The following is a 24,822-nucleotide window of genomic DNA, read 5'->3' on the forward strand; positions in this document are numbered from 1 at the left end:
ATCGTGGCACGATGTCGGGGTTATCGACCGAGACCCCCTGACCATGCCGCAATCCCAAGCCAAGAATCTGTCCCTGATCGCCGCTATCGACCTGGGCTCCAACAGCTTTCACATGGTCGTGGCCAAGGCCCAGAACGGCGAGATTCGCATTCTCGAACGCCTCGGGGAGAAGGTACAGTTGGCCGCTGGCATCAACGATGAACGCCAACTCAACGAAGAATCGATGCAGCGTGGCCTCGATTGCCTCAAGCGCTTTGCCCAACTGATCAACGGCATGCCACTGGGCGCCGTGCGCATCGTCGGCACCAACGCCCTGCGCGAAGCGCGCAATCGCCTGGAATTCATTCATCGCGCCGAAGAAATCCTCGGCCATCCGGTGGAAGTCATCTCCGGCCGTGAAGAAGCGCGCCTGATCTATCTGGGTGTGTCGCACACCCTCGCCGACACCCCGGGCAAGCGTCTGGTCGCCGACATCGGCGGCGGCAGCACCGAATTCATCATCGGGCAGCGCTTCGAACCGCTGCTGCGTGAAAGCCTGCAAATGGGCTGCGTCAGCTTCACCCAGCGCTATTTCAAGGACGGCAAGATCACCCCGGCCCGTTACGCTCAGGCGTACACGGCGGCGCGGCTGGAGATCATGAGCATCGAACACGCCCTGCATCGCCTGACCTGGGATGAAGCCATCGGCTCCTCGGGCACCATCCGCGCCATCGGCCTGGCGCTAAAGGCCGGCGGGCATGGTACTGGCGAGGTGAATGCCGAAGGCCTGGCCTGGCTCAAACGCCGACTGTTCAAGCTCGGCGATGTCGACAAGATCGATTTCGACGGCATCAAACCTGACCGTCGGGCGATTTTCCCGGCAGGTCTGGCGATTCTCGAAGCGATCTTCGACGCCCTCGAACTGCAACGCATGGATCATTGCGACGGCGCGCTGCGTGAAGGCGTGCTCTACGACCTGCTCGGCCGTCATCATCACGAAGACGTGCGCGAACGCACCCTGACCTCGCTGATGGAGCGCTATCACGTCGACCTGGAGCAAGCGGCACGGGTCGAACGCAAAGCCCTGCACGCCTTCGATCAGGTCGCTGTGGATTGGGAACTGGATGACGGTATCTGGCGCGAACTGCTCGGTTGGGCGGCGAAAGTGCACGAAGTCGGCCTGGACATCGCCCACTATCACTACCACAAGCACGGCGCCTACCTGATCGAGCACTCGGATCTGGCCGGGTTCTCCCGTGAAGACCAGCAAATGCTCGCACTGCTGGTTCGCGGCCACCGCCGCAACATTCCCAAGGACAAATTCGCCGAGTTCGGCGATGACGGTATCAAGCTGATCCGCCTGTGCGTGCTGCTGCGCTTTGCGATTCTGTTCCACCACATTCGTGGCACTCAGGCGATGCCGCAGGTGGTGCTGCATGCCAATGGCGACAGTCTGGAAGTGGAGTTCCCGGAACACTGGCTGGACGAGAACCAACTGACACAGGCGGATTTCGGGCTTGAGGCGGATTGGCTGGCCCGGGTCGGGATTGTCCTCACCGTGCACTGACACATTGAGCAGATACAAAAAAGGCGATCCCGAGGGATCGCCTTTTTTATTGCGCTTGAGCCGAAGCTTAGCTGCTCACCGGCAAAATCGGGCTGCCCAACCGATCCAGCAACGTCGCCTGCGCACTGCGCGGGTTCTGGTTGCCGGTTGGCGTGTTGCGGATGTAGCGGCCATCCGACTGCAGGCTCCAGCTGTGGGTGTTGTCGGTCAGGTACAGCTCCAGCTCTTTCTTCACGCGAGTCAGCAGCTTCTTGCCTTCCACCGGGAAGCAAGTCTCGACACGCTTGTCGAGATTGCGCTCCATCCAGTCGGCGCTGGAAAGGTACATCTGCTCCTCGCCACCGTTGAGGAAGTAGAACACGCGGGTGTGCTCAAGGAAGCGACCAATGATCGAGCGCACATGAATGTTGTGCGAAACCCCGGCGATGCCCGGACGCAGGCAGCACATGCCGCGCACCACCAGGTCGATGCGCACGCCTGACTGGCTAGCCTTGTACAGCGCGCGGATGATCTTCGGATCGGTCAGCGAGTTGAACTTGGCGATGATGTGCGCCGGTTTGCCGTCGAGCGCAAACTGCGTCTCGCGGGCGATCATGTCGAGCATGCCCTTCTTGAGGGTGAACGGCGCGTGCAGCAGTTTTTTCATGCGCAGCGTTTTACCCATGCCGATCAACTGGCTGAACAGTTTGCCAACGTCTTCGCACAAGGCGTCATCGGAAGTCAGCAGGCTGTAGTCGGTGTACAGGCGGGCGTTACCGGCATGGTAGTTACCGGTGCCGAGGTGCGCGTAACGCACGATCTCGCCGGCCTCGCGCCGCAGAATGAGCATCATCTTGGCGTGGGTCTTGAAGCCGACCACGCCGTAGATCACCACCGCACCGGCCGCTTGCAGACGACTGGCCAGTTGCAGGTTGGACTCTTCGTCAAAGCGCGCTCGCAACTCGATGACCGCCGTCACTTCCTTGCCGTTACGCGCGGCATCCACCAGCGCATCAACAATCTCGGAGTTGGCGCCGGAGCGGTACAACGTTTGGCGCACGGCCAGAACGTGCGGGTCTTTCGCCGCTTGGCGCAGCAGGTCGACCACCGGGGTGAACGACTCGAACGGGTGCAGCAGCAAAATATCCTGCTTGCTGACCACGCTGAAAATGTTCTCGCTGTTTTGCAGCAGTTTCGGGATCTGCGGCGTAAACGGCGTGTATTGCAGCTCCGGATGGCTGTCCAGACCGGTGATGCTGAACAGACGCGTCAGGTTGACCGGGCCGTTGACCTGGTACAGCTCGGTCTCGCTCAGGTTGAATTGCTTGAGCAGGTAGTCCGACAGGTGTTTCGGGCAAGTATCGGCAACTTCCAGACGCACCGCATCGCCGTAACGCCGCGAGAACAGCTCGCCACGCAGGGCGCGGGCAAGGTCTTCGACGTCTTCGGAATCGAGCGCCAGGTCGGCGTTCCGGGTCAGGCGGAACTGGTAGCAGCCCTTGACCTTCATGCCCTGGAACAGGTCATCGGCGTGAGCATGGATCATCGACGACAGGAACACATAGTTGTCGCCCGCGCCGCCGACTTCTTCCGGCACCTTGATGATTCGCGGCAGCAAACGCGGCGCCGGGATAATCGCCAGACCGGAGTCACGACCGAAGGCGTCAATGCCTTCGAGCTCGACGATGAAGTTCAGGCTCTTGTTCACCAGCAACGGAAACGGGTGCGTCGGGTCGAGGCCGATCGGGGTGATGATCGGCGCGATCTCGTCGCGGAAATAACGGCGCACCCAGGTTTTGATCTTGGTCGTCCAGTGGCGGCGACGGATGAAGCGCACCTGGTGCTTTTCCAGCTCAGGCAACAGGATGTCATTGAGGATCGCGTACTGACGGTCAACGTGACCGTGTACCAGCTCACTGATCCGCGCCAGCGCCTGATGCGGTTGCAGACCATCGGCGCCGGCCTGTTCACGGGCGAAGGTGATTTGCTTCTTGAGGCCAGCGACGCGAATTTCGAAGAATTCGTCGAGGTTGCTGGAAAAGATCAGCAGGAACTTCAATCGCTCCAGCAACGGGTAGGACTCGTCCAGCGCCTGCTCCAGCACGCGGATGTTGAACTGCAATTGCGAGAGCTCGCGGTGGATGTACAGGCTGCTGTCATCCAGGCCCGGAATAGCGATCACCGGCGCTGCCGCAGCGGGTTCGGCGACCGGCGCGGGCGGCGCAGGCTCGAGTTCCGGTGGGGTTTCGGTGATCTGCTCCACCACCGGCTGAGCTTCTTTTACTGCAACTTCAGTGAGTCCTTCGGTATTCATTGAATGTTCCTGGGAGGGCTATTTCTGCTCTCGTAACAATTGAGCGGCGCGGACAGCAAAGTAAGTCAGGATGCCATCAGCGCCGGCACGTTTAAAGGCGGTCAGTGATTCGAGAATCACCGCCTCGCTCAACCAGCCATTCTGGATCGCCGCCATGTGCATGGCGTATTCGCCGCTAACCTGATAGACGAAGGTCGGCACTTTGAAGGCATCTTTTACCCGCAAAAGAATGTCCAGGTACGGCATGCCGGGTTTGACCATGACCATGTCCGCGCCTTCAGACAAGTCCGCACCGACTTCGTGCAGCGCTTCGTCGCTGTTGGCCGGGTCCATCTGATAAGAGGCTTTGTTCGCCTTGCCCAGGTTCGAGGCCGAACCCACGGCATCGCGGAACGGGCCGTAATAGGCGCTGGCGTACTTGGCCGAGTAGGCCATGATCCGCACGTTGACGTGGCCGGCGATTTCCAGCGCTTCGCGTATCGCCTGAATGCGCCCGTCCATCATGTCCGATGGCGCGACTACCTGAGCGCCGGCCTCGGCGTGCGACAAGGCCTGGCGCACCAGTGCGTCGACGGTGATGTCGTTCTGCACGTAGCCTTCTTCGTCGAGAATGCCGTCCTGACCGTGGGTGGTGAACGGATCGAGCGCCACATCGGTGATCACGCCCAGTTCCGGGAAACGAGCACGCAGAGCGCGAGTGGCGCGCTGGGCGATACCTTCAGGGTTCCAGGCTTGGGCGGCGTCGAGGGATTTGAGTTCTGCGGGTGTAACCGGGAATAACGCCACTGCCGGAATGCCCAGTTCGACCCATTGGGCGGCTTCTTCAAGCAACAGGTCGATGGTCAAGCGCTCTACACCCGGCATCGAGGCCACTGCTTCGCGACGATTTTCACCGTCAAGCACAAAGACTGGCAGGATCAGATCATCGACCGTCAGCACATTTTCCCGCACCAGCCGACGCGAAAAATCATCGCGGCGATTGCGACGCAGGCGGGTGGCGGGGAACAAACGGTTGGCAGGGGTAAAGCTCACGGCAGACTCCTGAGCCCGCGCAAACGGGCGAGCGTGACAGTTATAGACGGCCATTATGACCAACAGATGACAGTTGTGTGAGACCTGTGACAGGTAGGCGTATTCCATTCTCAGTGTAGGAATTGTTCACGTCGAGACACATCTCGATACTTTCCTGAATGTGTCCGAAGGGGTAGGCTGCGCGTTCATTTCGCCAGCACCCAGACAATGCTCCAACAATTTCTGCATGACTTCGGCTACTTTGCCCTTTTTCTAGGCACGTTCTTCGAAGGCGAAACCATCCTGGTGCTCGCAGGCTTCCTCGCGTTCCGCGGTTACATGGACATCAACATCGTGGTGGTCGTGGCGTTCCTGGGCAGCTATGCCGGCGATCAGCTGTGGTACTTCCTCGGCCGCAAGCATGGGCGCAAATTACTGGCGCGCAAACCGCGCTGGCAACTGATGGGTGACCGCGCGCTGGAGCACATTCGCAAGCATCCTGATATCTGGGTCCTGAGCTTCCGCTTTGTTTACGGCTTGCGCACAGTGATGCCGGTGGCGATCGGCCTGTCGGGGTATCCGCCGGGCCGTTACTTGCTGCTCAACGGCATTGGCGCGGCGATCTGGGCCACTGCGCTGGCCGCCGCGGCTTACCACTTCGGAGCGGTACTGGAAGGCATGCTCGGCAGCATCAAGAAGTACGAGCTGTGGGTACTGGGTGCATTGCTGATACTGGGCGTTGGCCTGTGGCTGCGTCGCCGCTTCAAGAATGCTCGTCTGGCGAAGAAGATCTACGAAGACGAGCAACTCCAGAAAGCTCAATTGGCCAAATCGGCCGAGCCTAAGACGCCAGCCGAGTAAGTCGCAGGCGACACACGTACAGCCCGATGCCACTGAGCAGGCTGTAACTGAGCACGCCAGCCCACGCCACCGGGCTGGCCGGCCAAAGCCCAACCAACGGCGCCAGCCACACCAACGCCAGGTTCGATGCCAGCCGCAGCAACTCGACCTTCAACGCCCACGGCCGATTCTCCAGGGCCACGCCCAACGCAAACACACCGAACGCCACAGCCCCCCAGCCGAGTATCAACGCGGCGACCGGCAAGCTGCGTTCCAGATTCATCAAATAACTGCCCAGCGCGATATAGACGCCAAACTGAGCCACCACATACCACTGCTGGCGGCTGTCGATCGACACTTCAAACTTGCGGAACTGGCTCAAGTCCGGCTTGTTCATCGGGTACCTGGCCGCGACATCCGCTGGCCGCCACCCGGTGCGCATGAACCAGATCCGCAGCTTGTCCCATTTGCGCTCGGCACGGCGCGCGTCGTTCCACAACTGCGCATAAAACTGCAGATTGGCCCACAGCGGATTCCAGCTCGCCAGCGGCGTGGTCACGCCAAAAATCACCGGCTCGTTGTCGTCTTCTTCCTGAAACGTACCGAACAACCGATCCCAAAGAATGAACACCCCACCGTAGTTGCGATCCATGTAGAGAGCATTCTGTGCATGGTGAGCCCGATGATTGGACGGCGTGACGAAGAACCACTCGAACCATCCGAGCTTGGGGATGTGCCGGGTGTGCACCCAGAATTGATAAAGCAGATTCAGCGCCGCGACGCTGACGAATACCAGCAGCGGCACACCGAGCACCGCCATTGGCAGGTAGAAGATCCAGCTCAGCAGAAAACCGGTGCTGGTCTGGCGCAACGCCGTCGAGAGGTTGTACTCCTCGCTCTGGTGATGCACCGAATGCGCGGCCCAGAGGATGTTTCGCTCATGGCCCATGCGGTGCAGCCAGTAATAGCAAAAGTCGTAAAGGACGAAGGCCAGCACCCAGACCCAAACGCTGTCCGCCGGCAGCCTGAGCAGCGCCAGATGTTCCAGGGCAAAGGCATAGGTCAACAGCCCCACGCCCTTGGTCAGCAGGCCGGTGGTGGTGGACAGCACGCCGGTGCTGATGCTGTTTACCGCATCGGCCAGGCGATAGTGGCTGACCCCACGCCAACGGTCAGCGATGAGTTCAACCACGATCAACACGAAGAAAAACGGCACCGCATAGAGAATGAAGTCCATGACGCGTCCTGACGGGAAACCTTAGGACAGATCCTAGGCTTGGCCGCCCATTAACCCTATGGCAACGCGCGACAAATTAGTGGACATTTAGCGCCATGAATCTGGAGAGAAACCCATGAGCAAAAAAGTTGCAGTGATCCTGTCCGGCAGCGGCGTGTACGACGGCGCCGAAATCCATGAAAGCGTCATCACCCTGCTGCGCCTCGATCAACGCGGCGCGCAGGTGCAGTGCTTCGCCCCCGACATTGCGCAATTGCATGTGATCAATCACCTGACCGGCGAAGAAATGCCCGAGTCGCGCAATGTGCTGGTCGAATCGGCGCGCATCGCCCGCGGCAACATCAAGGACATCCGCCAGGCCGACGTTGAAGACTTCGATGCCCTGATCGTGCCGGGTGGTTTTGGTGCGGCGAAAAACCTGTCTAACTTCGCCATCGAAGGCGCCGGCTGCACCGTGCAGCCCGACGTGCTGGCCTTGGCCGAGGCATTTGCCGAAGCGGGCAAACCGGTAGGGCTGATCTGCATCTCGCCGGCACTGGCCGCAAAAATCTATGGCCCTGGCGTGACCTGCACCATCGGCAACGATGCCGACACCGCCACGGCGATGAACAAGATGGGCGCCAGCCACGAAGAGTGCGCGGTGGGCGACATCATCGAAGACAAGGCGCGCAAACTGGTGACCACCCCGGCTTACATGCTGGCGCAGAACATCAGTGAAGCGGCGTCCGGGATCAACAAACTCGTTGACCGCGTACTTGAGTTGACCCACGAAAACGACGTCTGAGCCTGACTGCAAACAAAACCTGTGTGGGAGCGGGCTTGCTCGCGAAGGTGTCGTATCAGCCAACTTTGAGTTGAATGACTCAGCGCTTTCGCGAGCGAGCCCGCTCCCACCGGGTCAGTGCAGGACTCAGGTTTTGCGGGTGAGCCGGGTCAGAATCCGGTCCAATGCATTGGCAAACGCCTGCTTCTCGCGATCACCAAATGGCGCCGGGCCGCCGCTCACCTGGCCCTGTTCACGCAGATCGGTGAACAGGTTGCGCACCGCCAACCGCTCGCCCATGTTCTGTGCATCGAACTCTTTGCCCCGCGGGTCCAGCGCCGCCACGCCCTTTTTCACCAGCCGATCGGCCAGCGGAATGTCGCTGCAGATCACCAGTTCACCCGGCACGGCGTGCTCGACCAGATAATCATCCGCCGCGTCCGGGCCGCTCGGCACCACGATCAATTTGACGATGGCCAACCCCGGTTTAATCTGCGGCTGCCCGGCCACCAGCACCACTTCGAACTGGCGCTTGAGCGCGAACTTCACCACCAGATCCTTCGCCGCCCGTGGACAGGCGTCGGCATCGATCCAAACACGCATCATCTATTCCTCATCCCGCGAGTGTGAGCGCAGCGAATGCTGTTAAGCGGCTACACGCTTGCTCTCAGCCCTGCGACTGCGGCTGTACAGCACAACAATCGCGACCATCGCCACCGCCTGCGCGGTCAGCGAATACGCATCGGCATGAATGCCCAGCCAGTCGAAATCAAAGAACGCCACCGGCCGCGTACCGAAGATCCCAGCCTCCTGCAACGCCTTGACGCCATGCCCGGCAAACACCACCGACAGCGCGCACAGCAGCGCAGCATTGATGCTGAAGAACAACGCCAACGGCAACTTCGCCGAACCACGCAGGATTACCCACGCCAGACCGACCAGCAGCACCAACGCTGTCGCGCCACCGGCCAGTACCGCGTTGTGTCCGGCCGGGCCGGCTTGCAGCCACAGGGTTTCGTAAAACAGGATCACTTCGAACAGCTCGCGATACACCGAGAAGAACGCCAGGATCGCAAAGCCGAAACGCCCGCCCCCACCGACCAGACTGCTCTTGATGTAATCCTGCCAGGCCGCTGCGTGGCGGCGATCGTGCATCCACACGCCGAGCCACAACACCATCACGCTGGCGAACAGCGCCGTAGCGCCCTCAAGCAATTCGCGTTGCGAGCCGCTGACATCAATCACATACGCCGCTAACGCCCAGGTACCGAGGCCGGCCAGCAATGCCAGGCCCCAACCGACATTGACGCTACGCACCGCCGATTGCTGGCCGGTATTGCGCAGGAACGCGAGAATCGCCGCCAGCACCAGAATCGCTTCCAGGCCTTCACGCAGCAGGATCAGCAGGCCGGAAATGAAACTCAGCGACCAGCTCAGGCCATCGTTACCCAACAGGCCGGCAGACTCCTTGAGCTTGGCCTTGGCCGCGTCGAGACGCTGTTCGGCCTGTGCCACCGGCAAACCGTCCTGCAACGACTGCCGATAAGCCATCAGGGATTTTTCAGTGTCCTTGCGCACGTTGGCATCGACGTTATCCAGCGAACTCTCGACCAGTTCGAAACCTTCCAGATACGCCGCCACCGACAGATCGTAGGCCTGATCGTGTTCGCCGGCGCGGTAGGCCGCGAGGCTCTTGTCCAGCGTCGCTGCGGTGTAGTCGAGCAACTGCGCCGGGCCACGCTTGACCTGCGGCGGCTGCGCACGCTGGGCGCGGAACGTCGCGGCGGCTTGCGGGCCTTCCGCGATCTGCACTTCGGCCGGAGTCTGGCGGGCCAGGTCGGCGATGTTATAGGTTTTCTCGGCTTTGGCGGCCGAGGCATCGGCGCTGAGCCCGGCGACATAGGTCGCCATGTCCCAACGCTGGCGGTCGTCCAATTGATCGGCAAAGGACGGCATGTCGGTGCCTTCGACGCCTTGACCGAGGGTGCTGTAGATCGCGTACAGACTCAGGTGGTCCAGACGTGCGGCATCGCGCAGGTTAGCCGGGGGCGGCACCAGACCAACACCGGCCGGACCATCGCCGGCACCGGTTTCACCGTGGCACACCGAGCAATGCTGGGCGAAGAGCGGTGCTGCACGCGCCGGATCGGGGGTGATGACCGGTGCCTGGCTGACTTCATAGGCCGCGGCCAGCTTCGCACCCAACTGCCGCGCCTGACGGGCAACGTCCGCGCCGTTCTGCCGTGCGGTGACGGCTGCACGCAAGGCAATCACGCCTTGTTCCAGTCCTGCCTTCTCCGGTTTGCCAGGCAACTCTGCGATCAGCCCCTGCAACACCTGAATGAATTCCAGCTGCTCGCGATACTCGGCGTCGTCGATGACCTTGCCCGCGTCCACCGTCGGCGGATAGTCGGCACTGATGTAATCGAGCATGTGCAGGGCTTGCGGCGCGCCTTCCACCGTATCGGCCAGCAGGTTGGAGCAACTCAGAGCGCACAACGGGAACAACAGCCAGGCCAGAAAACGGGACGGCGCAGTCATGAACGAATCTCAATTGGTAATACGAAGTAACACATTGTTCACTCCCAATGAGATTCACTCAAGCTTTGTCGGCGCTACGGTCGTTTTTTAACGTAACCACCTGCACTTCGAGCGCGACATGCCGGGCTTGAGGATACCGCGGGCAATAGTGTCGCTGGTCATATGCCCCGGCCTCTGCAAACCGCCACTATAATGCGTCACCTCGCCGCCCCGACGTTCAAGGAAGATGCTGTCTTGATGCGCCATTGCCTGCCGTTTTTTCTGTTGTTCAGCGCCATCGTGCACCTGAGCGGTTGCGCCGCTTACCGCGATTACGATTCGGAGATGCAGCAGACCATCGATGAGATGGCCAAGGGCGAACTCAACGAAGCGCTCTACCTGTTGGAGCTGCACAATCCCTGGGAAGACAAGGATCTGCTGTATTACCTGGAAAGAGGCGCCATTCTCAGCGCCGGCACGGCCTTGCCGCAAAGTCAGGAAGCCTGGCGCACGGCTGACCGGATGATTTTCCAGCGCGAAGAGGCCAACCCATCCGGCGCCATGAAGCTGCTGACCCGGTTCGGCAACGAAATGGGCACGATGCTGGTCAATGACAAGTTGCTGCGCTACGAAGGCTACGACTACGAAAAAGTCATGCTGACCACAGAGATGGCCCTCAACCAACTGGCGGAAAACGATTTCGACGGTGCGCGTGCCGACATCAAGAAAACCCACGAGCGCGAAACCCTGATTGCGCGTCAGCGGGAACGGCAATACGAAGAAGCTGAAGAGCAGGCCAAGAGCCAGGGAATCACGTTGCATTACAAGGATCTGCAAGGCTATCCGGTTGCCGTCCTCGACGCCCCGCAAGTGGTTGAACTGAAGAACGGCTACCAGAGTGCGTTCAGCCATTACCTGGCGGGTTTCACGTATGAAGCCTTGGGTGAACGCGGCCTCGCGGCACCCGGTTATCGGCAGGCTATCGAATTGCGTCCGGGTGTGCCGTTTCTCGAAAAAGCCTTGCGCAATCTGGACAAGCCCCCGCCGGCAGCAGATGAAAGCGAGGTTCTGGTCGTCGTCCAGGCCGGGTTTGCTCCGGCGCGCAGTTCGGTGCAAGTGCCGATCCCGGTGCGGTTGAACGAAAACCTGACGATTGTCGCGCCGATCTCGTTTCCGGTGATGCTGCCCGATACCATCACACCTCCTGTACCGAGCGTGCTCGTCGACGGACAACAATACCCGTTGACGATGATCAACAGCGTTACTGACATGGCCATGCGTACCTTGCGCGATGACATGCCGGCGATCATTTCTCGCGCCATGTTCCGCGCCAACATGGCCGCCATCAGCCAGGCTCAAGAGAACGAACGCAATCCGGCCAAGGCTTCGCTGGTAGTCACCGAGCATGATCCTTTCGAAGAGGCTGACACGCGGACCTGGCGCACACTGCCGGACAAAACCCTGGTCGCCCGGCTACGTCTGAAAAAAGGCCTGCATCGCGTGCGCTTTCCGTACTTCCGTGCAGAGGACGGGTTCACCGTGCGCGTCGATCAGCACCATCAAGTGCTCAATCTGCGGGTATTCATGGGCAAGAACTACTACGTGGGGTCTACGCTGGTGCTACCCGAAGCACCAGCACCTACGAACGTTGGCAGCGCCGGGCAGTAATGGCACCTAACTAACCAGTGAAATTAAAAAGCTATTACATAGCCAGCACCACACGCCTATAATGCCGCGCCCGCGCTATCGCGATGCGGCATTAAAGCTCCTCTGGTTATGAGGAATTGGCAGGAGGCCAACGCCACTGTCGATGGGTCACACCAGCCCGACCAGCATCCGCGGCTGTAGCTACTCCAGGGAAGAAGTACCCCCATGGCATTCCGCGCCCCTACTCTGATCGCGCTCAGCGCTATCACTCTGCTGTCCGGCTGTTCGGCGTTTCGCAACTACGACTCCGAACTGGCCCAGACCAACCAGCAACTAGCTTCCGGCAACGTCGATGCCGCGCTGACCCTGCTGGAAAAGAACAACGCCGGCCCAGACAAAGACCTGCTCTATTACTTCGAAAAAGGTGAATTGCTGCGCGCCAAGGGCGACCTGTCCGGCAGCCAGAATGCCTGGACCAGCGCCGACCAGGTGGTTGGTCAGTGGGAAGACTCGGTCAAGCTCGACACTGGCAAATATCTGGCCCAGTTCGGCAGCTTCATCGTCAATGACAAAGTGCGCCGCTACGAAGGCTACGACTACGAAAAAGTCATGCTGACCACGCAGATGGCCCTGAACCTGCTGGCGGTCAATGACTTCGACGGCGCACGCACTGCAATCAAGAGGACCCACGAACGTGAAGCGGTGATCGCCGACCTGCGTGACAAGGAATACCTCAAGAGCGAGGAAGAGGCCGAGAAAGAAGGCATCAAGACTCAGTACAAAGACCTGCAAGGCTACCCGGTCGCCAGCCTCGACGCACCGGAAGTGGTCAGCCTGAAGAACAGCTACCAGAGTGCGTTCAGCCATTACCTGGCCGGTTTCGTCTACGAAGCCCTGGGTGAAAAAGACCTGGCTGCGCCGGGCTACCGCAAAGCGGCCGAACTGCGCCCGAACACCCCGCTGCTGGAACAGGCGCTGGTCAACCTCGACAAGCCGACCAAGAGCGACGACAGCGACATCCTGATCGTGGTGCAAAGCGGTCTGGCGCCATCGCGCGACTCCATCCGCGTGCCGCTGCCACTGCCAATCTCCAACAACGTGGTGATCACGCCTTTGTCGTTCCCGATCATCAAACCTGACACCTCCACCGCGCCGTTCGCACAGATCGGTGTCGACGGCCAGCAGGTCAACCTGACGGCCCTCAACAGCACCACCGCCATGTCCCGCCGTGCTCTGCGCGATGACATGCCGGGGATCATCCTGCGCACCACCGTGCGTGCGATCACCAAAGGTGTGGCGCAGAAGAAAATCAACGAAACCAACCCGCTGGCCGGTCTGGCCGTCGGTATCTCTTCAGCGGTGCTCGAAGGTGCCGATACCCGTACGTGGCGCACCTTGCCGGACAACACCCAAGTGGTGCGTCTGCGCTTGAAGAAAGGTGAACACCAAGTCACCCTGCCGAGTGCCGTAGGCGGTTCAGTGGTCAAGGTCACTGTTGATCAGCGTTATCAGGTGATCAGCCTGCGCGCCGTGGGCAATCAGGTGTTCGCCGGCGGTCTCGCCGCCCACGTGATCCCGAGCGCCGGCGCGACCAACGTCGCCAGCATCAAACAACCTTAAGAACGGAGTCTTTGCATGCACTTCAAACTCATCGCCGTTGCCGCCCTCGCCTTGTTGGCCACCGGCTGCGCTACCCCGCCGCCACCGGAGCCGGGCAGCGCCGCGAGCAAGGTCGTGGCCATGGGGCCGCAGAAACACATCGTCGTCGGCGCCATGCGCGTCGCGCGCGAAAACGGCTTCATGACCGTCAACGTGCAGTTGAGCAACACCCTCAACAGCAACAAGACGTTCTACTACCGCTTCGCCTGGCTCGGCCCGGAAGGTTTCCCGATTGCCGAGGAAGAAGTCTGGAAAAGCCAGATGATGTACGGCGCGCAGACCAGCTTCATCCAGGGCATCGCCCCGACCCCGAAAGCCGTGGACTTCCGTCTGGAACTCAAGACGCCTTAAGCCCGACCCACTCTTCCTGTTTTAGAGAGCATTCCCATGTTTGCACGCTTTTCCTGCATCGCCGTCATCGCCCTGCTGGCCTCCGGTTGCGCCAATACTTCGCCGACCCTGGGCAGCAAGAACATCAGCTACGGCGACACCAAAGCGGTTGAAACCGTGACCAACGAATTCGGTTCGACCGACCTGCAAATGATCGCCGAGTCGATGACCCGCTCCCTGGCCCAGTCCGGCATTCTGCAGGGCCGTCCGGTGGTTCAGGTCTACGACGTGAAGAACAAGACCAGCGAGTACATCGACACCCGCGAAATCACCACCAGCATCAAGACCCAACTGATGAAGACTGGCGTTGCGCGCTTTGCCAGCGACAACAACGCGATGCAGAGCCAGGTTGACCAGCTCAAGCTGCAAAACCAGAGCGGCCTGTACAAGAAGAGCACCGTGGCCAAGACCGGTAACATGATCGCCGCCAAGTACCGCATCGAAGGCTCGATCAGCTCGATCGTCAAGCGCAGCAGCGATTACAAGGACGTCTTCTACAAATTCAGCCTGCAATTGATCGACGTTGAAAGCGGTCTGGCCGAGTGGATGGACGAAAAAGAGATCCGCAAAACCACGGAGCGTTAATCGATGCGCACATGGATTGGCATGATGGCCCTGGCTTGCGCGCTCAGCGTGCAAGCGGCCCCGAAAGTCGCGGTGACGGATCTGGCGTACCAGGAACGTGTGGAGCAATACATCCACATCGTTTCGGCGCAGAGCAATTACCGCGAGGGTTACTACAGCTCCAGCGGTTCTTCGAACTACAACGAGCTCGAAGCGACCACCAGCTACATCGAACAAACCGAACTGCGTAAATTCACTGGCGACATCAAAGGTGAAATCCTGCGCACCGGCATGTTCCAGCTGGTGCAAGGCACGCCGTACACCGCGTCGTCCAAGGGTGACATCTACGACGTGATCAAGCGGATCAAGGCCGGTAACTTCAAGGGCGCCGACTATGTTCTGTTCGGTACCGTGTCGGACATCGACTTCACCCAGGACATGAACGAGCTGGCGCACACCGACAGCTATTCGGCAGTGCTGGGCCTGACGTTGGTGGCGGACTTCAGCCTGATCAACACCAAGACCTTTGAGATCACGTCGGCCTTCACGGCGATGGGTGAAGCGCAGGACACCAAACTGGTGAACCACCGCGACATCAAGGTCTCGCTGAACCGCCCACGGGTGGTGCGTGAGGTGTCGAAGGCGCTGGGTGAGGACGTGGCCGGGCAACTGAGCCAACAGCTCGGCGGTGGCGGTTACGAGCAGCCGCGCGAGCCGCAGCCGCGCAACAATCTGCCGCGTGATACCGCGCCGGTGATTTTGCGCTAAAACCCCCTGCCACAAATGAAAAAGGCGACCTCAATAGGTCGCCTTTTTTATGCCTGCGGGTTTTTAAACCGCTGCTTTGCGCAACGTCGCCATAAACGCCGCCGCACCGATGAACAGCCCGGCAAACGTGCGGTTCATGCGTTTCTGCTGTTTGGGCGTGCGCAGCAACCGCAGCACTTTCGACGCCAGACCGGTGTAGCCGGCCATGACGATCAGATCGACGCAGATCATGGTCGCGCCGATCACCAGATACTGGATCAGCAGCGGTGCGTGGGGATTGATGAACTGCGGCAGCACCGCCAGCATGAAAATCAGTGCCTTGGGGTTGCTGATGTTCACCAGAAAACCACGGAACACCAGTGCCAGCGGCTTGCCGATCGGCCGCACCGCCGCGTCATCACTCATGTCCATGGGCAGCGCGCGCCATTGCTTGATCGCCAGATAAACCAGGTAGGCCACACCAAACCATTTGATCGCATGGAACGCCGTAGCCGAGGCGGTGAGGACTGCGCCGACACCGGCGCCGACAATCGCAATCTGCACCGCGAGGCCGATTTGCAGGCCGAGGGCATTCCAGTAACCACGCCAGAAACCGTATTGCAGACCGCTGGACATCGACGCAATGGCGCCGGCGCCCGGGGACAGACTGATCACCCAGCAGGCGGCAAAGAATGCCAGCCATGTTTGAAGCTCCATCGCACACCTCGACTCGGACTCGTACCAAACGTGCAAATTAATGTGGTTTCAGGCGGATGACTATCGTTTTTTTGTAGGAGGTTACGGACGCAACCCCGTATTGGCGGGCTACTTCTCGAAACTGCTCGAAGCAAACACATCACTGCCGCGCCAGCGCCGCACGGAACGCTGGAAGAACAGACTGTTCGGCACCTGCACCATCGCGCTACCCGTGCCCAATTCCTCAGCCTCGATCAGCGTGGTGTAGAGCAGATTGATCGCCACCACCCGGCCTTTGACACCGGGCTTGTCGGTGGTGTCCACCAACTCGACCACATCACCGAGCCGAAACGGCCCGACGGTAAAGATCAGAATCGCGCAGAGCAGATTCGACAGCACACTCCACATTGCGAAGAACGCCACCGCCGCCACCGCGACGAATCCCGACAGCGCCGTCCACAACACCGTCGCCGATACGCCAAGGCGCTCAAGCACGAAGATCAGCGCACTGCCCATGATCAGCCAGCGCAAGCCACCGCGCAGCGGCATCAGCAACTGCGGCGGAAACGGATAGCGCTCACCCAGACGGGTCAGGCATTTGGCGACAAAGCGCTGGGCGAGGTAGCCGGCCAGCAGGATCAGCAGAATCTGCACGCCGAGCCAGATCGGCTCGACCCACATGGCCGGAAGCGACAGCCTGAACGCGTCCATCAGGACAGCGCCTCCAGCTCCGCCTGCATGCTTTCCAGCGTCTCCAGGGCTTGCATCCACGCCTCTTCCAGCTCGGCTTCGCGCACTTTCAGTTTGGCCTGCTCGGCCAGCAGATCACGCAATTCGTTCTTGCGCGCGGGCTCGTAGATGTCGCTGTCGCCGAGGCTGGCATCGACCTTGGCCAGTTTCTCGTGGAGCTTGCCCAGTTCGGCTTCAAGCTTGTCGGCTTCACGCTTGTGCGGTGCCAGTTGCTGACGCAACGCAGCAGCGGCCTGGCGCTGGGCCTTCTTGTCGGTTTTGTCCGGGTTCACCGGGTTGTTGCTGACCGGCGCGTTGCGCTGACGGTATTCGACCAGCCAACGGGCGTAGTCTTCGAGGTCGCCATCGAACTCCTCGACCTTGCCGTCCGCGACCAGATAGAAGTTATCGGTGGTGCTCTTGAGCAAATGCCGATCGTGAGACACCACCAGTACCGCGCCACTGAATTCCTGCAACGCCATGGTCAGCGCCAGGCGCATTTCCAGGTCGAGGTGGTTGGTCGGTTCGTCGAGCAGCAACAGGTTCGGGCGTTCCCAGGCGATCAACGCCAGGGCCAGACGGGCCTTTTCGCCACCGGAGAAATTCAGCACCGGCTCATCGATCCGCGCACCACGGAAGTCGAAACCACCGAGGAAGTCGCGCAGGGTCTGCTCGCGCTCGGTTGGCGCCAGACGCTGCAAGTGCAGCAACGGGCTGGCCTTGGAATCGAGCGAGTCGAGCTGGTGCTGGGCGAAATAACCAACCACGGTGTTCTCGCCACGAGTCAGACGCCCGGCCAGCGGTTCGAGCTCGCCGGCGAGGTTCTTGATCAGGGTCGATTTACCGGCGCCGTTCGGGCCAAGCAGGCCGATGCGCGCACCCGGGGTCAGTTGCAGCTTGACCTTCTCCAGGATGGCTTTGTCGCCGTAACCCAGACGCGCATCGGACAGATCGATCAGCGGACTGGAAATCTTCGTCGACTCGCGGAACACGAAATCGAACGGCGAATCGACGTGGGCCGCCGACAGTTCCTCCATGCGCTCCAGCGCCTTGATCCGGCTCTGGGCCTGACGGGCCTTGGTGGCCTGGGCCTTGAAGCGGGCGATGTAGCTTTCCATGTGCGCACGTTGCGCCTGCTGCTTCTCGTAGGCCTGTTGCTGCTGGGCCAGACGCTCGGCACGGGCGCGTTCGAACGCGGTGTAGCCGCCACGGTAGAGGGTCAGTTTGCGCTGATCGACGTGAGCCACATGGTCGACGACTTCGTCGAGGAAATCGCGGTCGTGGGAAATCAGCAGCAAGGTGCCCGGGTAACTTTTCAGCCACTCTTCGAGCCAAATGATGGCGTCGAGGTCCAAGTGGTTGGTCGGTTCGTCGAGCAGCAGCAAATCCGACGGACACATCAAAGCCTGCGCCAGATTCAGACGCATCCGCCAGCCACCGGAGAAATCGCCTACCTGGCGATCCATCTGTTCGTTGGTAAACCCCAGGCCAGCCAGCAGCTTGCGGGCTCGGGCATCGGCGGTGTAGCCGTCGGCGCTGTCGAGCTCGGCGTGCAGGCGGGCCAGCGCCACGCCGTCATGGGCCGCTTCGGCCGCGGCGAGGTCTCGCTGCACTTCGCGTAGACGCAGGTCGCCATCGAGCACATAGTCGACCGCCAGGCGTTCGAGCGTGTCGACCTCCTGACGCATGTGCGCGATCCGCCAGTCGGCCGGCAGCAGGCAATCGCCCGAGTCCGGGTGCAACTCGCCGCGCAGCAAGGCGAACAGGCTGGATTTGCCGGCGCCGTTGGCGCCGATGAGGCCGGCTTTGTGGCCGGCGTGCAGGGTCAGCTCGGCGTCTTCTAGCAGACGTTGCGGGCCACGCTGTAAAGTCAGGTTCTGAAGTCGGATCATAATGGCGGCGGAGTCTACCAGCTTCGCTCACAACTGGCGCGAGTAGCACGATGTCCTCTGACCTGTGGAGCTTTTCCCTTGCCACCTACGCCCGCCCGGGCGTGGAAAACACCTGCCTGCACATGCAAGCGGCGGGCACCAATGTCTGCTTGCTGCTTTGCGGCCTATGGCTGGAACAACGCGGGGTGACCTGCAGTGAGCAACGCGTGCGGCAACTGCAAATGCTGGTGGAGCCTTGGGACGCGGAGGTGGTGCAGCCACTGCGTGCATTGCGCACTCAATGGAAAAGCCTGGCGAAGGAAGATCCGGTGCTCAAGGGGCTGCGCGATCAAATGAAGGCGCTGGAGCTGGAAGCCGAACGGCATCTGCTGTGGCAGTTGGAGCAAACGGCGCAGGACTGGCCGTTGCATGACGCCCCAGGGGCGGGAGAATGGCTGGAGAGCCTGGCGACAACCGCCGCCAGGCTGAACCGCGACGCGCTGCAAAGGCTGCGCGTCGCGGCAGCCGGCACTTAGGAAGCGCTGGTCGGGTTGCTGGTGCTGCTCGATGCAGCGGCTGGCGTTGGTGCGGTCGTGGTGGTCGAAGCACTGGCGGCCGACGAGGCCGGGGCTGTCGGCGCAGCAGGCTTGGCAGCCGCAGCGGTTGCCGGTTTTGCAGCGACTGGTTTGGCAGCAACTGGTTTTTTCACGGCAGGCTTGGCAGCCGGTTTGGCTGCTGGCTTGACGGCAGCAGTAGCCGGTTTGGCGGCGGGTTTAACTGCTGGTTTTGCAGCTGACTTGGCGGCGGGTTTCGCCGCAGCTTTGGCAACTGGTTTGGCGGCTACCGGTTTAGCGGCAGTCCTGGCAGCCGGTTTAGCAGCGGTTTTTACCGCCGGTTTAGCGGTTGGTTTTGCTGCTGTGGGTTTAGCTGGAGCAGCTTTGGCAGCGGCTGGTTTTACAGCGGCTTTCGCAGCAACGGTTTTGGCCGCAACTGGTTTTGCAGCAGTCGTTTTTGCAGCGCTTGCCGCAGCCGGTTTTTTCGCCGCAGGTTTCGCAGCCGCTTTCACAGGTGCTTTTGCAACCGGCTTAGCTACCGGCTTTGCAGCGGGTTTGGCTGCAGCCGTTTTCGCCGGTGCTTTGGCAGCGACAGGTTTGGCTGCTGCTTTCTTCGCAGGTGCTGCAGCAGGCTTCGCTTCACGGGAAGACAGAACCTTGGCCACTGCTTCTTGCACACGGCCAACACCCTGGGCCAGTTTCAGGCTTTCCTGAGCATCGCGCTTGAGTTGCAGAATGTAGTTGCGCGTGTCGGACTGACGTTCTTTCAGAGCATCGAGCAGTTCTTCGAGCTCTTTCACTGCGCCTTTGGCTTTGGTCTGTGCCTTGGCTTTACCGGCGGCGGCAGCGTCCTGCAATTTGGTGCGCGACTTGTGCAGTTTTTCTTGCGCCTTGCCGCGTTGCTTTTCCAGTTTGGCGAGCAGTTTTTCAGCATCAGCCAAGGCTTGGGAGCAAGCGTTTTCCAGATGCTCGAGCAAGCTGCCCGAGAGTTGTTGGAGTAAGTGCAACGGAGTGTTTACAGGCTTCTTGGTGGCCGACATGGTTTACCTCCTGGCTGACGTGAGTGCGGCTCATACTAGACCTCTGCTGCTACCGCCGCTAGGTCATCTTGACAGTAAGGAAAGCGCTGCGTTGCACCGAAGTGAAAATGTTCTGCGTTAAGTCAAAAGCAGTTCACCGTTGCAGACGTTCGCGCTGGCATAATCCACCGCATCTCAGGTCGGAGAGTGCCTATGTCGCGCTACCTTTTTTTATCCCTCTGCATGATTTTTTCAGCGGCCCACGCCGACGAAAAAACCACCGCGAACGACGCTCATGATCTGGCCTACAGCCTCGGTGCCAGCCTGGGCGAACGCTTGCGCCAGGAAGTCCCACAGTTGCAGATCCAGGCGCTGGTGGACGGCTTGCAACAGGCCTATCAAGGCAAGCCGCTGGCGTTGAGTGAAGCGCGGATCGAACAGATTCTGGCCGATCATGAATCGCAGAATGCCGAGCACGCCGCGATGCCTACGAGCGACGCCGCGATGGAAAACGAGCAGCGCTTTCTGACCGCCGAAAAAGCCAAACCGGGGGTGAAGGAACTCGCCGACGGCATCCTGCTCACCGAGCTTGCGCACGGCACCGGCGCCAAGGCTGGTCCCGATGGAAAAGTGCAGGTGTTGTATATCGGTCGTTTGCCAGACGGCACGGTGTTCGATCAGAACACTCAGCCGCAATGGTTCAACCTCGACAGCGTGATTGCCGGTTGGCGCACCGCTTTGCAGAACATGCCGGTGGGTGCCAAATGGCGACTGGTGATTCCATCGGATCAAGCCTATGGCGCCGATGGTGCTGGCGACTTGATCGCGCCATTCACACCACTGGTGTTTGAAGTCGAATTGCGCGGTGCGACGAGTTGATCAGGCATAAAAAAACGGTGCGCTTTGGGCGCACCGTTTTTTATTGAAAAAGCCAATCAGGCCTGAACCGGATCCTCTGTTTTGTGTGCGGTATGCAGCACTTCAATCAGGCAGTCTTCCAGCTCGAAGCGTTCGTGAAGCAGTCCACCGAGCTCCTTGAACTTCTCTGCAACGCATTTACCGTCATCGCAAAGATCGTTGAACGCGAGGAGTTTTTCAGTGATGACATCAATGCGCGGATAGATCCTTTCGGCGAGTTCAAGACCGCGAGTGTCGCCGAATGCCTTGGCCTCACCGGTCAACTGTTCGTAGATTTCGAAGTGTCCAGCCGATACGTAGTCGACCAGCACGCCGCAGAACTCCTGCAAGGGTTTGCGATTCTCGGACAACGCCTGAGGCTCCGCACCGAGCTTGTCGTAGGCGCCAATCAGCTCCTCACGCTCTTGCAACCAGCGGTCGATCAGCAGATGAACTCCACCCCAACGTTCCTGAGCATTCTGACAACTTTCGAGCATGGCGATCTCTCTTCCCTTGTGGGTCATGCTGCTCTACACCCGCGTCCCGCTTTTGGTTTTGGCTTGGGGGACGGCCGGGCAGAGCGTCATCGAGCAACATAAATCCAATGACACGTGGGGGCCAGATTATGCCCGCACGCCTGTGGCTTCAAGGTACGCAGGAGATAAAGTTCATACAAGTGTTTAATCCCTGATCAGCTTCCGGTGCGACGCTTCGCCGCCGGGCGGTCGTTGCAGAGCACTCCAGACCAGCCGCAACAATTGATAAACGGCAAGAATCGACACCGCTACAAAGAACAACAAACTCCACTCCGGGATACTCAGATCGAACAGGGTCCAGGAGATTTCGGCGCAATCGGCACCGCCGTTAAACATCTTTTGCAACGCGCAGATCCACGGCAAAGCGCTGAACATCGTTTCCGGCGGCGGGGCACAATTGAGCATTTGCAGCACAGGATCACTTTGAATCAATACTTGCCGCCAGGCCGCTGTGGTGCCCCCCAGACTCGCGCCCAGCGCAAACAGCCAGTAGAGCCACAGACCGACACGTTTGGGACCGTGCACCGCCGCCAGACCACAAGAGGCGCACAGCAGCGTGAGGAACAGGCGCTGCACCAGGCATAGGCTGCACGGCGTCAGGCCGACCGCGTATTCAAGATAATAGGAAGCTCCCAGAGCAAAGGCCCCCGCAGTGAAAGCCATGAAGAACAAGGAGCGTGAGCAGGCCAACGACATGGCTTTTCCGTAACAGTAGAGACAGACGGTTACGGTAGAGGAAAGCGTGTCAGCCTTTCAAGGCAACGCCCTGCCGACAGTTCACCAGATGTGTAGGGAAAACCCGACAGGTTCGAGAGGAATAGGTGTAGTCCACTGTAGGACTTTGCCCCTGACGCGCCTTGAAGTTAAATTTTCGGTCGCCAAACGGGGACGAGGGAGCGACCTCCCTCGTGACTTCAGACGTGCGCCGGGACCGGCAGAGGCGCGGCCAGCAGGCGCTCGTCCAGCAGCCCCAGTCCTTCCTGAAACAACTGATTGCTGCGATCAGTGTCGCCCAGTTGCGCGAGCAAGCGCGCCAGTTCCGCACAGGCTTCCGGATTGCGCTGCACACGCAGGCTGCTTTCCAGATAATCCCGCGCCTTGCCCCATAGACTGGTTTGCAGACACAGACGCCCCAACGTCAAGAGCAGGCCTGGATCGTTCGGATGATCCTTTAGCCAGCCTTCAGCGGTTTGCAATTGACGCGCCGGATCGCTGCCGCGAACCAGGCCATAAAGACGTGCCAGATGGCTGTCGTAATTGCGTTTGAGGGCCGTACGCAGCACTTCTTCTGCCTCCACCTGAGCACCTAGCTGACGCAATTGCTCGGCGTAAGCCAACACCAGCGGCGACTCCTGGCGCTGCGCCGAAGTCAGTTGCTGCCAGGCGCGATTGAGGGACTGCAGGCCCACGGAGCCATCCTCTTCGCGCTGTGCAGCCAACGACAGGTTCTCACCCCAGGCACGGCGTTCCAGTTCAGCCAGCTCGGCGCGTGGCAGGACTTTGTCCTTGCGCAGTTCAGGCAGCAATCGAATCACCGCGGACCATTCGCCGCGCTGTTGATACAGGCGCTGCAACTGGCGCAGCGTCTGCACATTGTGTGGATGACGCTCGTGCATCGCTTGCAATGTCACCAGCGCGCCGTCGGTATCGCCGCGGTCGGTCTGCAACTGTGCATGACTCAGAGCAATCGCCAGCTCAGCTTGTGGCTGACGCTCCAGAGCGCGCTCCAGCAGGCCATCACAATCCTCGTAATTGCCTTGTTCGTTGGCCGCGCGGGCAGCACCGAGATAGTAAAGGAGAGGCTGGCGCTCGGCTTCGGCAGCACGATACAAATGACGCTGAGCACTGGCCCAGCGACCTTCTGCCAGATCCAGTTGGCCATGCTCGATTGCCACCTGTACCCGCCGACTGCGGTTGCGCCGTGACCATGGATTGACCACGCCACTGGACGTCATGACCAACTCGACCAACGCCTTGATGCCCCAGACCAGCAACCACAACACCGCGATCAGCGCCAACGTCGCCCACAGACTCGACTCGTAGCGGAAGGACTTGTAGGCCACCAGCACGTAACCGGAATGCTCGGCAATCGCCAGGCCCAATGCTGCCGTCGCGGCGATCACCAGAAACACGATCACATACAGACGTTTCATGGTGTGGCCTCCTGCGCGGTGTTGGCGGCAGGTTTGGCGAAGGGTTTCACCGATTCCTCGGCGTTGACAGTGCGCCGCTCCAGATAGGCTTGCACCGCACTCAGGGTGCCGGTCAGATCCGGGGTGTTGACCGTGACCGGCTCCTTGCTCAGCTCGGCAACCTGCTCAAGCATCACTTTGCTTTGCGGATTGTCCGGGTTGAAGTTGCCATGCAACACGTCCCGCGCCTCGGTCAGCGCCTGGCTGTACACCGGCGCCTGACCATTGAGCGCCGCCCACTGCGCCTGTTCCAGCGCCAGGCTCAGCGCCAGGCGCACCTGGCTCAGGCTCTGCCCGGCCAGCAGTGGCTTCACATTCTTGTCAGCGTTGAAATCAATACGAATGTAGCGAGAGACCTCATCCCACCACTGTGCCCAGCGACTGGCGCCGTCACCATCGGCCGTCAGGCCGAGCAGCGACTCGCCGCGATCCTTGTACTCCGGCGCCAGTTCGGTAAGGCCGATGACCTGATCACGCAGCGCACCCAGACGCAGGAACAACCCGGTGCGATCCGGCTGCTCGGTGCTGCGCAATGCGACGAGGGTTTTGGCCACTTGCTCACGAGCAGCGAAAGAGCCGGGGTCGTTTTGCTCGCGAAGAATTTCGTCGGCGCCCTGCACCAGGGCTTGAGCGCTGCTGATGTCCTGCAACGCCGAAAGACGCAGGCTGGCCAGACGCAGCAGGTGTTCGGCCTCGGCCAGACGCCAATCCTTGCGACTGGCGCCAAGGACGGTTTCCAGACGTTGACTCAGTCGTTGCTGATCACCCTGAAGCTGAGCCACCAGCCGCTGGCGATCAGCAAGTTCGTCGGCGCCCGGCAACTGCGCGAGACGCTCGCTCAGCCGCTGCTCGCTGAGCTTCAGGCTCTGCGCTTGATCATTCAACGCCTGGACCTGACCCGACTGCTGCTCAGTGTTGGTTTGCAGGTGACGCACCTGCCAGACACCCCAACCACCGATCGCAACACCGGCAGCACCGAGCAACAGGGCGACGATGGCCAGTCCATTGCCTCGGCGCGGCTCTTTGGCCGGCGGTGGGGTTTCAACCTGCTTTTCAAGCACAGGCTGGACGTCATCTTTAGGCAAGGCTGTTTCGCTCACGTATCCATCCT

General features: G+C 60.5%; 23 protein-coding genes. 10 read left to right on the forward strand and 13 right to left on the reverse strand.

What is annotated here, in order from left to right:
- The first annotated feature begins 43 nt into the window (after positions 1-43).
- Positions 44-1,546 carry an exopolyphosphatase gene (ppx, locus tag AACY02_RS01520; RefSeq protein ID WP_339430450.1) on the forward strand — a complete coding sequence of 501 codons (1,503 nt, stop codon included), beginning with the start codon at positions 44-46 and terminating at the stop codon, positions 1,544-1,546.
- 67 nt (positions 1,547-1,613) lie between these two features.
- Here ppx and ppk1 read toward each other — a convergent pair whose 3' ends face one another.
- Positions 1,614-3,839 (reverse strand): polyphosphate kinase 1, encoded by a 2,226-nt coding sequence (gene ppk1, locus AACY02_RS01525; protein ID WP_339430451.1) that lies wholly within the window; start codon positions 3,837-3,839, stop codon positions 1,614-1,616.
- Positions 3,840-3,857: 18 nt separating this feature from the next.
- Positions 3,858-4,871: a porphobilinogen synthase gene (gene hemB / locus AACY02_RS01530; protein WP_339430452.1), complete on the reverse strand. Its 1,014-nt coding sequence runs from the start codon at positions 4,869-4,871 to the stop codon at positions 3,858-3,860.
- Between the two features lie 207 nt (positions 4,872-5,078).
- Between hemB and AACY02_RS01535 the strand changes: the two genes are divergently transcribed.
- On the forward strand, positions 5,079-5,711 hold the full coding sequence (locus tag AACY02_RS01535) for a DedA family protein (RefSeq protein ID WP_339430453.1): 633 nt from the start codon (positions 5,079-5,081) through the stop codon (positions 5,709-5,711).
- Here AACY02_RS01535 and AACY02_RS01540 read toward each other — a convergent pair.
- Positions 5,692-6,927 (reverse strand): sterol desaturase family protein, encoded by a 1,236-nt coding sequence (locus tag AACY02_RS01540; RefSeq protein WP_339430454.1) that lies wholly within the window; start codon positions 6,925-6,927, stop codon positions 5,692-5,694. The genes AACY02_RS01535 and AACY02_RS01540 overlap by 20 nt on opposite strands.
- Before the next feature lie 115 nt (positions 6,928-7,042).
- On the opposite strand from AACY02_RS01540, the gene elbB reads away from it, so the two are divergent.
- Complete coding sequence (gene elbB, locus AACY02_RS01545; protein ID WP_339430455.1) at positions 7,043-7,711, forward strand: isoprenoid biosynthesis glyoxalase ElbB; 669 nt, start codon at positions 7,043-7,045, stop codon at positions 7,709-7,711.
- A gap of 126 nt (positions 7,712-7,837) precedes the next feature.
- Here the strand turns inward: elbB and AACY02_RS01550 are convergent, their stop codons facing one another.
- Together AACY02_RS01550 and AACY02_RS01555 are read right to left on the reverse strand one after the other, a co-directional pair.
- Positions 7,838-8,293 carry a YaiI/YqxD family protein gene (locus AACY02_RS01550; RefSeq protein WP_339430456.1) on the reverse strand — a complete coding sequence of 152 codons (456 nt, stop codon included), beginning with the start codon at positions 8,291-8,293 and terminating at the stop codon, positions 7,838-7,840.
- A 42-nt stretch (positions 8,294-8,335) separates the two neighbouring features.
- A complete protein-coding gene (locus tag AACY02_RS01555; protein WP_339430457.1) occupies positions 8,336-10,231 on the reverse strand; it encodes a cytochrome c/FTR1 family iron permease in 1,896 nt (631 codons plus the stop codon).
- Positions 10,232-10,468: 237 nt separating this feature from the next.
- Here AACY02_RS01555 and AACY02_RS01560 point away from each other — a divergent pair, with 237 nt between their 5' ends.
- The 5 genes from AACY02_RS01560 (at position 10,469) to AACY02_RS01580 (ending at position 15,238) form a co-directional block, all read left to right on the forward strand.
- Complete coding sequence (locus AACY02_RS01560) at positions 10,469-11,878, forward strand: COG3014 family protein (RefSeq protein ID WP_339430503.1); 1,410 nt, start codon at positions 10,469-10,471, stop codon at positions 11,876-11,878.
- A gap of 204 nt (positions 11,879-12,082) precedes the next feature.
- Positions 12,083-13,477: a COG3014 family protein gene (locus AACY02_RS01565; protein WP_339430458.1), complete on the forward strand. Its 1,395-nt coding sequence runs from the start codon at positions 12,083-12,085 to the stop codon at positions 13,475-13,477.
- A 15-nt stretch (positions 13,478-13,492) separates the two neighbouring features.
- Positions 13,493-13,867: a YcfL family protein gene (locus tag AACY02_RS01570; RefSeq protein WP_339430459.1), complete on the forward strand. Its 375-nt coding sequence runs from the start codon at positions 13,493-13,495 to the stop codon at positions 13,865-13,867.
- Positions 13,868-13,903: 36 nt separating this feature from the next.
- Complete coding sequence (gene lpoB, locus AACY02_RS01575; protein WP_039757415.1) at positions 13,904-14,491, forward strand: penicillin-binding protein activator LpoB; 588 nt, start codon at positions 13,904-13,906, stop codon at positions 14,489-14,491.
- Between the two features lie 3 nt (positions 14,492-14,494).
- Positions 14,495-15,238 carry a penicillin-binding protein activator LpoB gene (locus AACY02_RS01580; RefSeq protein ID WP_339430460.1) on the forward strand — a complete coding sequence of 248 codons (744 nt, stop codon included), beginning with the start codon at positions 14,495-14,497 and terminating at the stop codon, positions 15,236-15,238.
- Between the two features lie 63 nt (positions 15,239-15,301).
- Here AACY02_RS01580 and AACY02_RS01585 read toward each other — a convergent pair whose 3' ends face one another.
- From AACY02_RS01585 to AACY02_RS01595, 3 genes are all read right to left on the reverse strand, one after another.
- Complete coding sequence (locus AACY02_RS01585; RefSeq protein ID WP_221730819.1) at positions 15,302-15,934, reverse strand: LysE family transporter; 633 nt, start codon at positions 15,932-15,934, stop codon at positions 15,302-15,304.
- A gap of 108 nt (positions 15,935-16,042) precedes the next feature.
- On the reverse strand, positions 16,043-16,624 hold the full coding sequence (locus tag AACY02_RS01590; protein WP_339430461.1) for a mechanosensitive ion channel family protein: 582 nt from the start codon (positions 16,622-16,624) through the stop codon (positions 16,043-16,045).
- The gene (locus tag AACY02_RS01595) at positions 16,624-18,534 is read right to left on the reverse strand and encodes an ATP-binding cassette domain-containing protein (RefSeq protein WP_339430462.1); all 1,911 of its coding nucleotides are present in this window, start codon (positions 18,532-18,534) and stop codon (positions 16,624-16,626) included. The genes AACY02_RS01590 and AACY02_RS01595 overlap by 1 nt, the downstream gene beginning before the upstream one ends.
- 50 nt (positions 18,535-18,584) lie before the next feature.
- Here AACY02_RS01595 and AACY02_RS01600 point away from each other — a divergent pair, with 50 nt between their 5' ends.
- Positions 18,585-19,049 carry a TIGR02444 family protein gene (locus AACY02_RS01600; RefSeq protein WP_339430463.1) on the forward strand — a complete coding sequence of 155 codons (465 nt, stop codon included), beginning with the start codon at positions 18,585-18,587 and terminating at the stop codon, positions 19,047-19,049.
- Here AACY02_RS01600 and AACY02_RS01605 read toward each other — a convergent pair.
- Positions 19,046-20,107 carry an AlgP family protein gene (locus tag AACY02_RS01605; RefSeq protein ID WP_339430464.1) on the reverse strand — a complete coding sequence of 354 codons (1,062 nt, stop codon included), beginning with the start codon at positions 20,105-20,107 and terminating at the stop codon, positions 19,046-19,048. The genes AACY02_RS01600 and AACY02_RS01605 overlap by 4 nt on opposite strands.
- Positions 20,108-20,299: 192 nt before the next feature.
- On the opposite strand from AACY02_RS01605, the gene AACY02_RS01610 reads away from it, so the two are divergent.
- Entirely contained in the window at positions 20,300-20,965 is a 666-nt protein-coding gene (locus tag AACY02_RS01610; protein WP_339430465.1) for an FKBP-type peptidyl-prolyl cis-trans isomerase, read from the forward strand.
- Between the two features lie 56 nt (positions 20,966-21,021).
- Here AACY02_RS01610 and rsd read toward each other — a convergent pair whose 3' ends face one another.
- From rsd to AACY02_RS01630, 4 genes are all read right to left on the reverse strand, one after another.
- Positions 21,022-21,480 (reverse strand): sigma D regulator, encoded by a 459-nt coding sequence (gene rsd / locus AACY02_RS01615; RefSeq protein WP_339430466.1) that lies wholly within the window; start codon positions 21,478-21,480, stop codon positions 21,022-21,024.
- Positions 21,481-21,663: 183 nt separating this feature from the next.
- Complete coding sequence (locus AACY02_RS01620) at positions 21,664-22,215, reverse strand: disulfide bond formation protein B (protein ID WP_339430467.1); 552 nt, start codon at positions 22,213-22,215, stop codon at positions 21,664-21,666.
- Positions 22,216-22,433: 218 nt separating this feature from the next.
- The gene (locus AACY02_RS01625; RefSeq protein ID WP_339430468.1) at positions 22,434-23,672 is read right to left on the reverse strand and encodes a heme biosynthesis protein HemY; all 1,239 of its coding nucleotides are present in this window, start codon (positions 23,670-23,672) and stop codon (positions 22,434-22,436) included.
- Entirely contained in the window at positions 23,669-24,811 is a 1,143-nt protein-coding gene (locus tag AACY02_RS01630) for a uroporphyrinogen-III C-methyltransferase (RefSeq protein WP_339430469.1), read from the reverse strand. The genes AACY02_RS01625 and AACY02_RS01630 overlap by 4 nt, the downstream gene beginning before the upstream one ends.
- Positions 24,812-24,822: the final 11 nt, after the last annotated feature.

The organism is Pseudomonas sp. EA_65y_Pfl2_P78, from assembly GCF_963970495.1.
Classification (GTDB): domain Bacteria; phylum Pseudomonadota; class Gammaproteobacteria; order Pseudomonadales; family Pseudomonadaceae; genus Aquipseudomonas; species Aquipseudomonas baetica_A.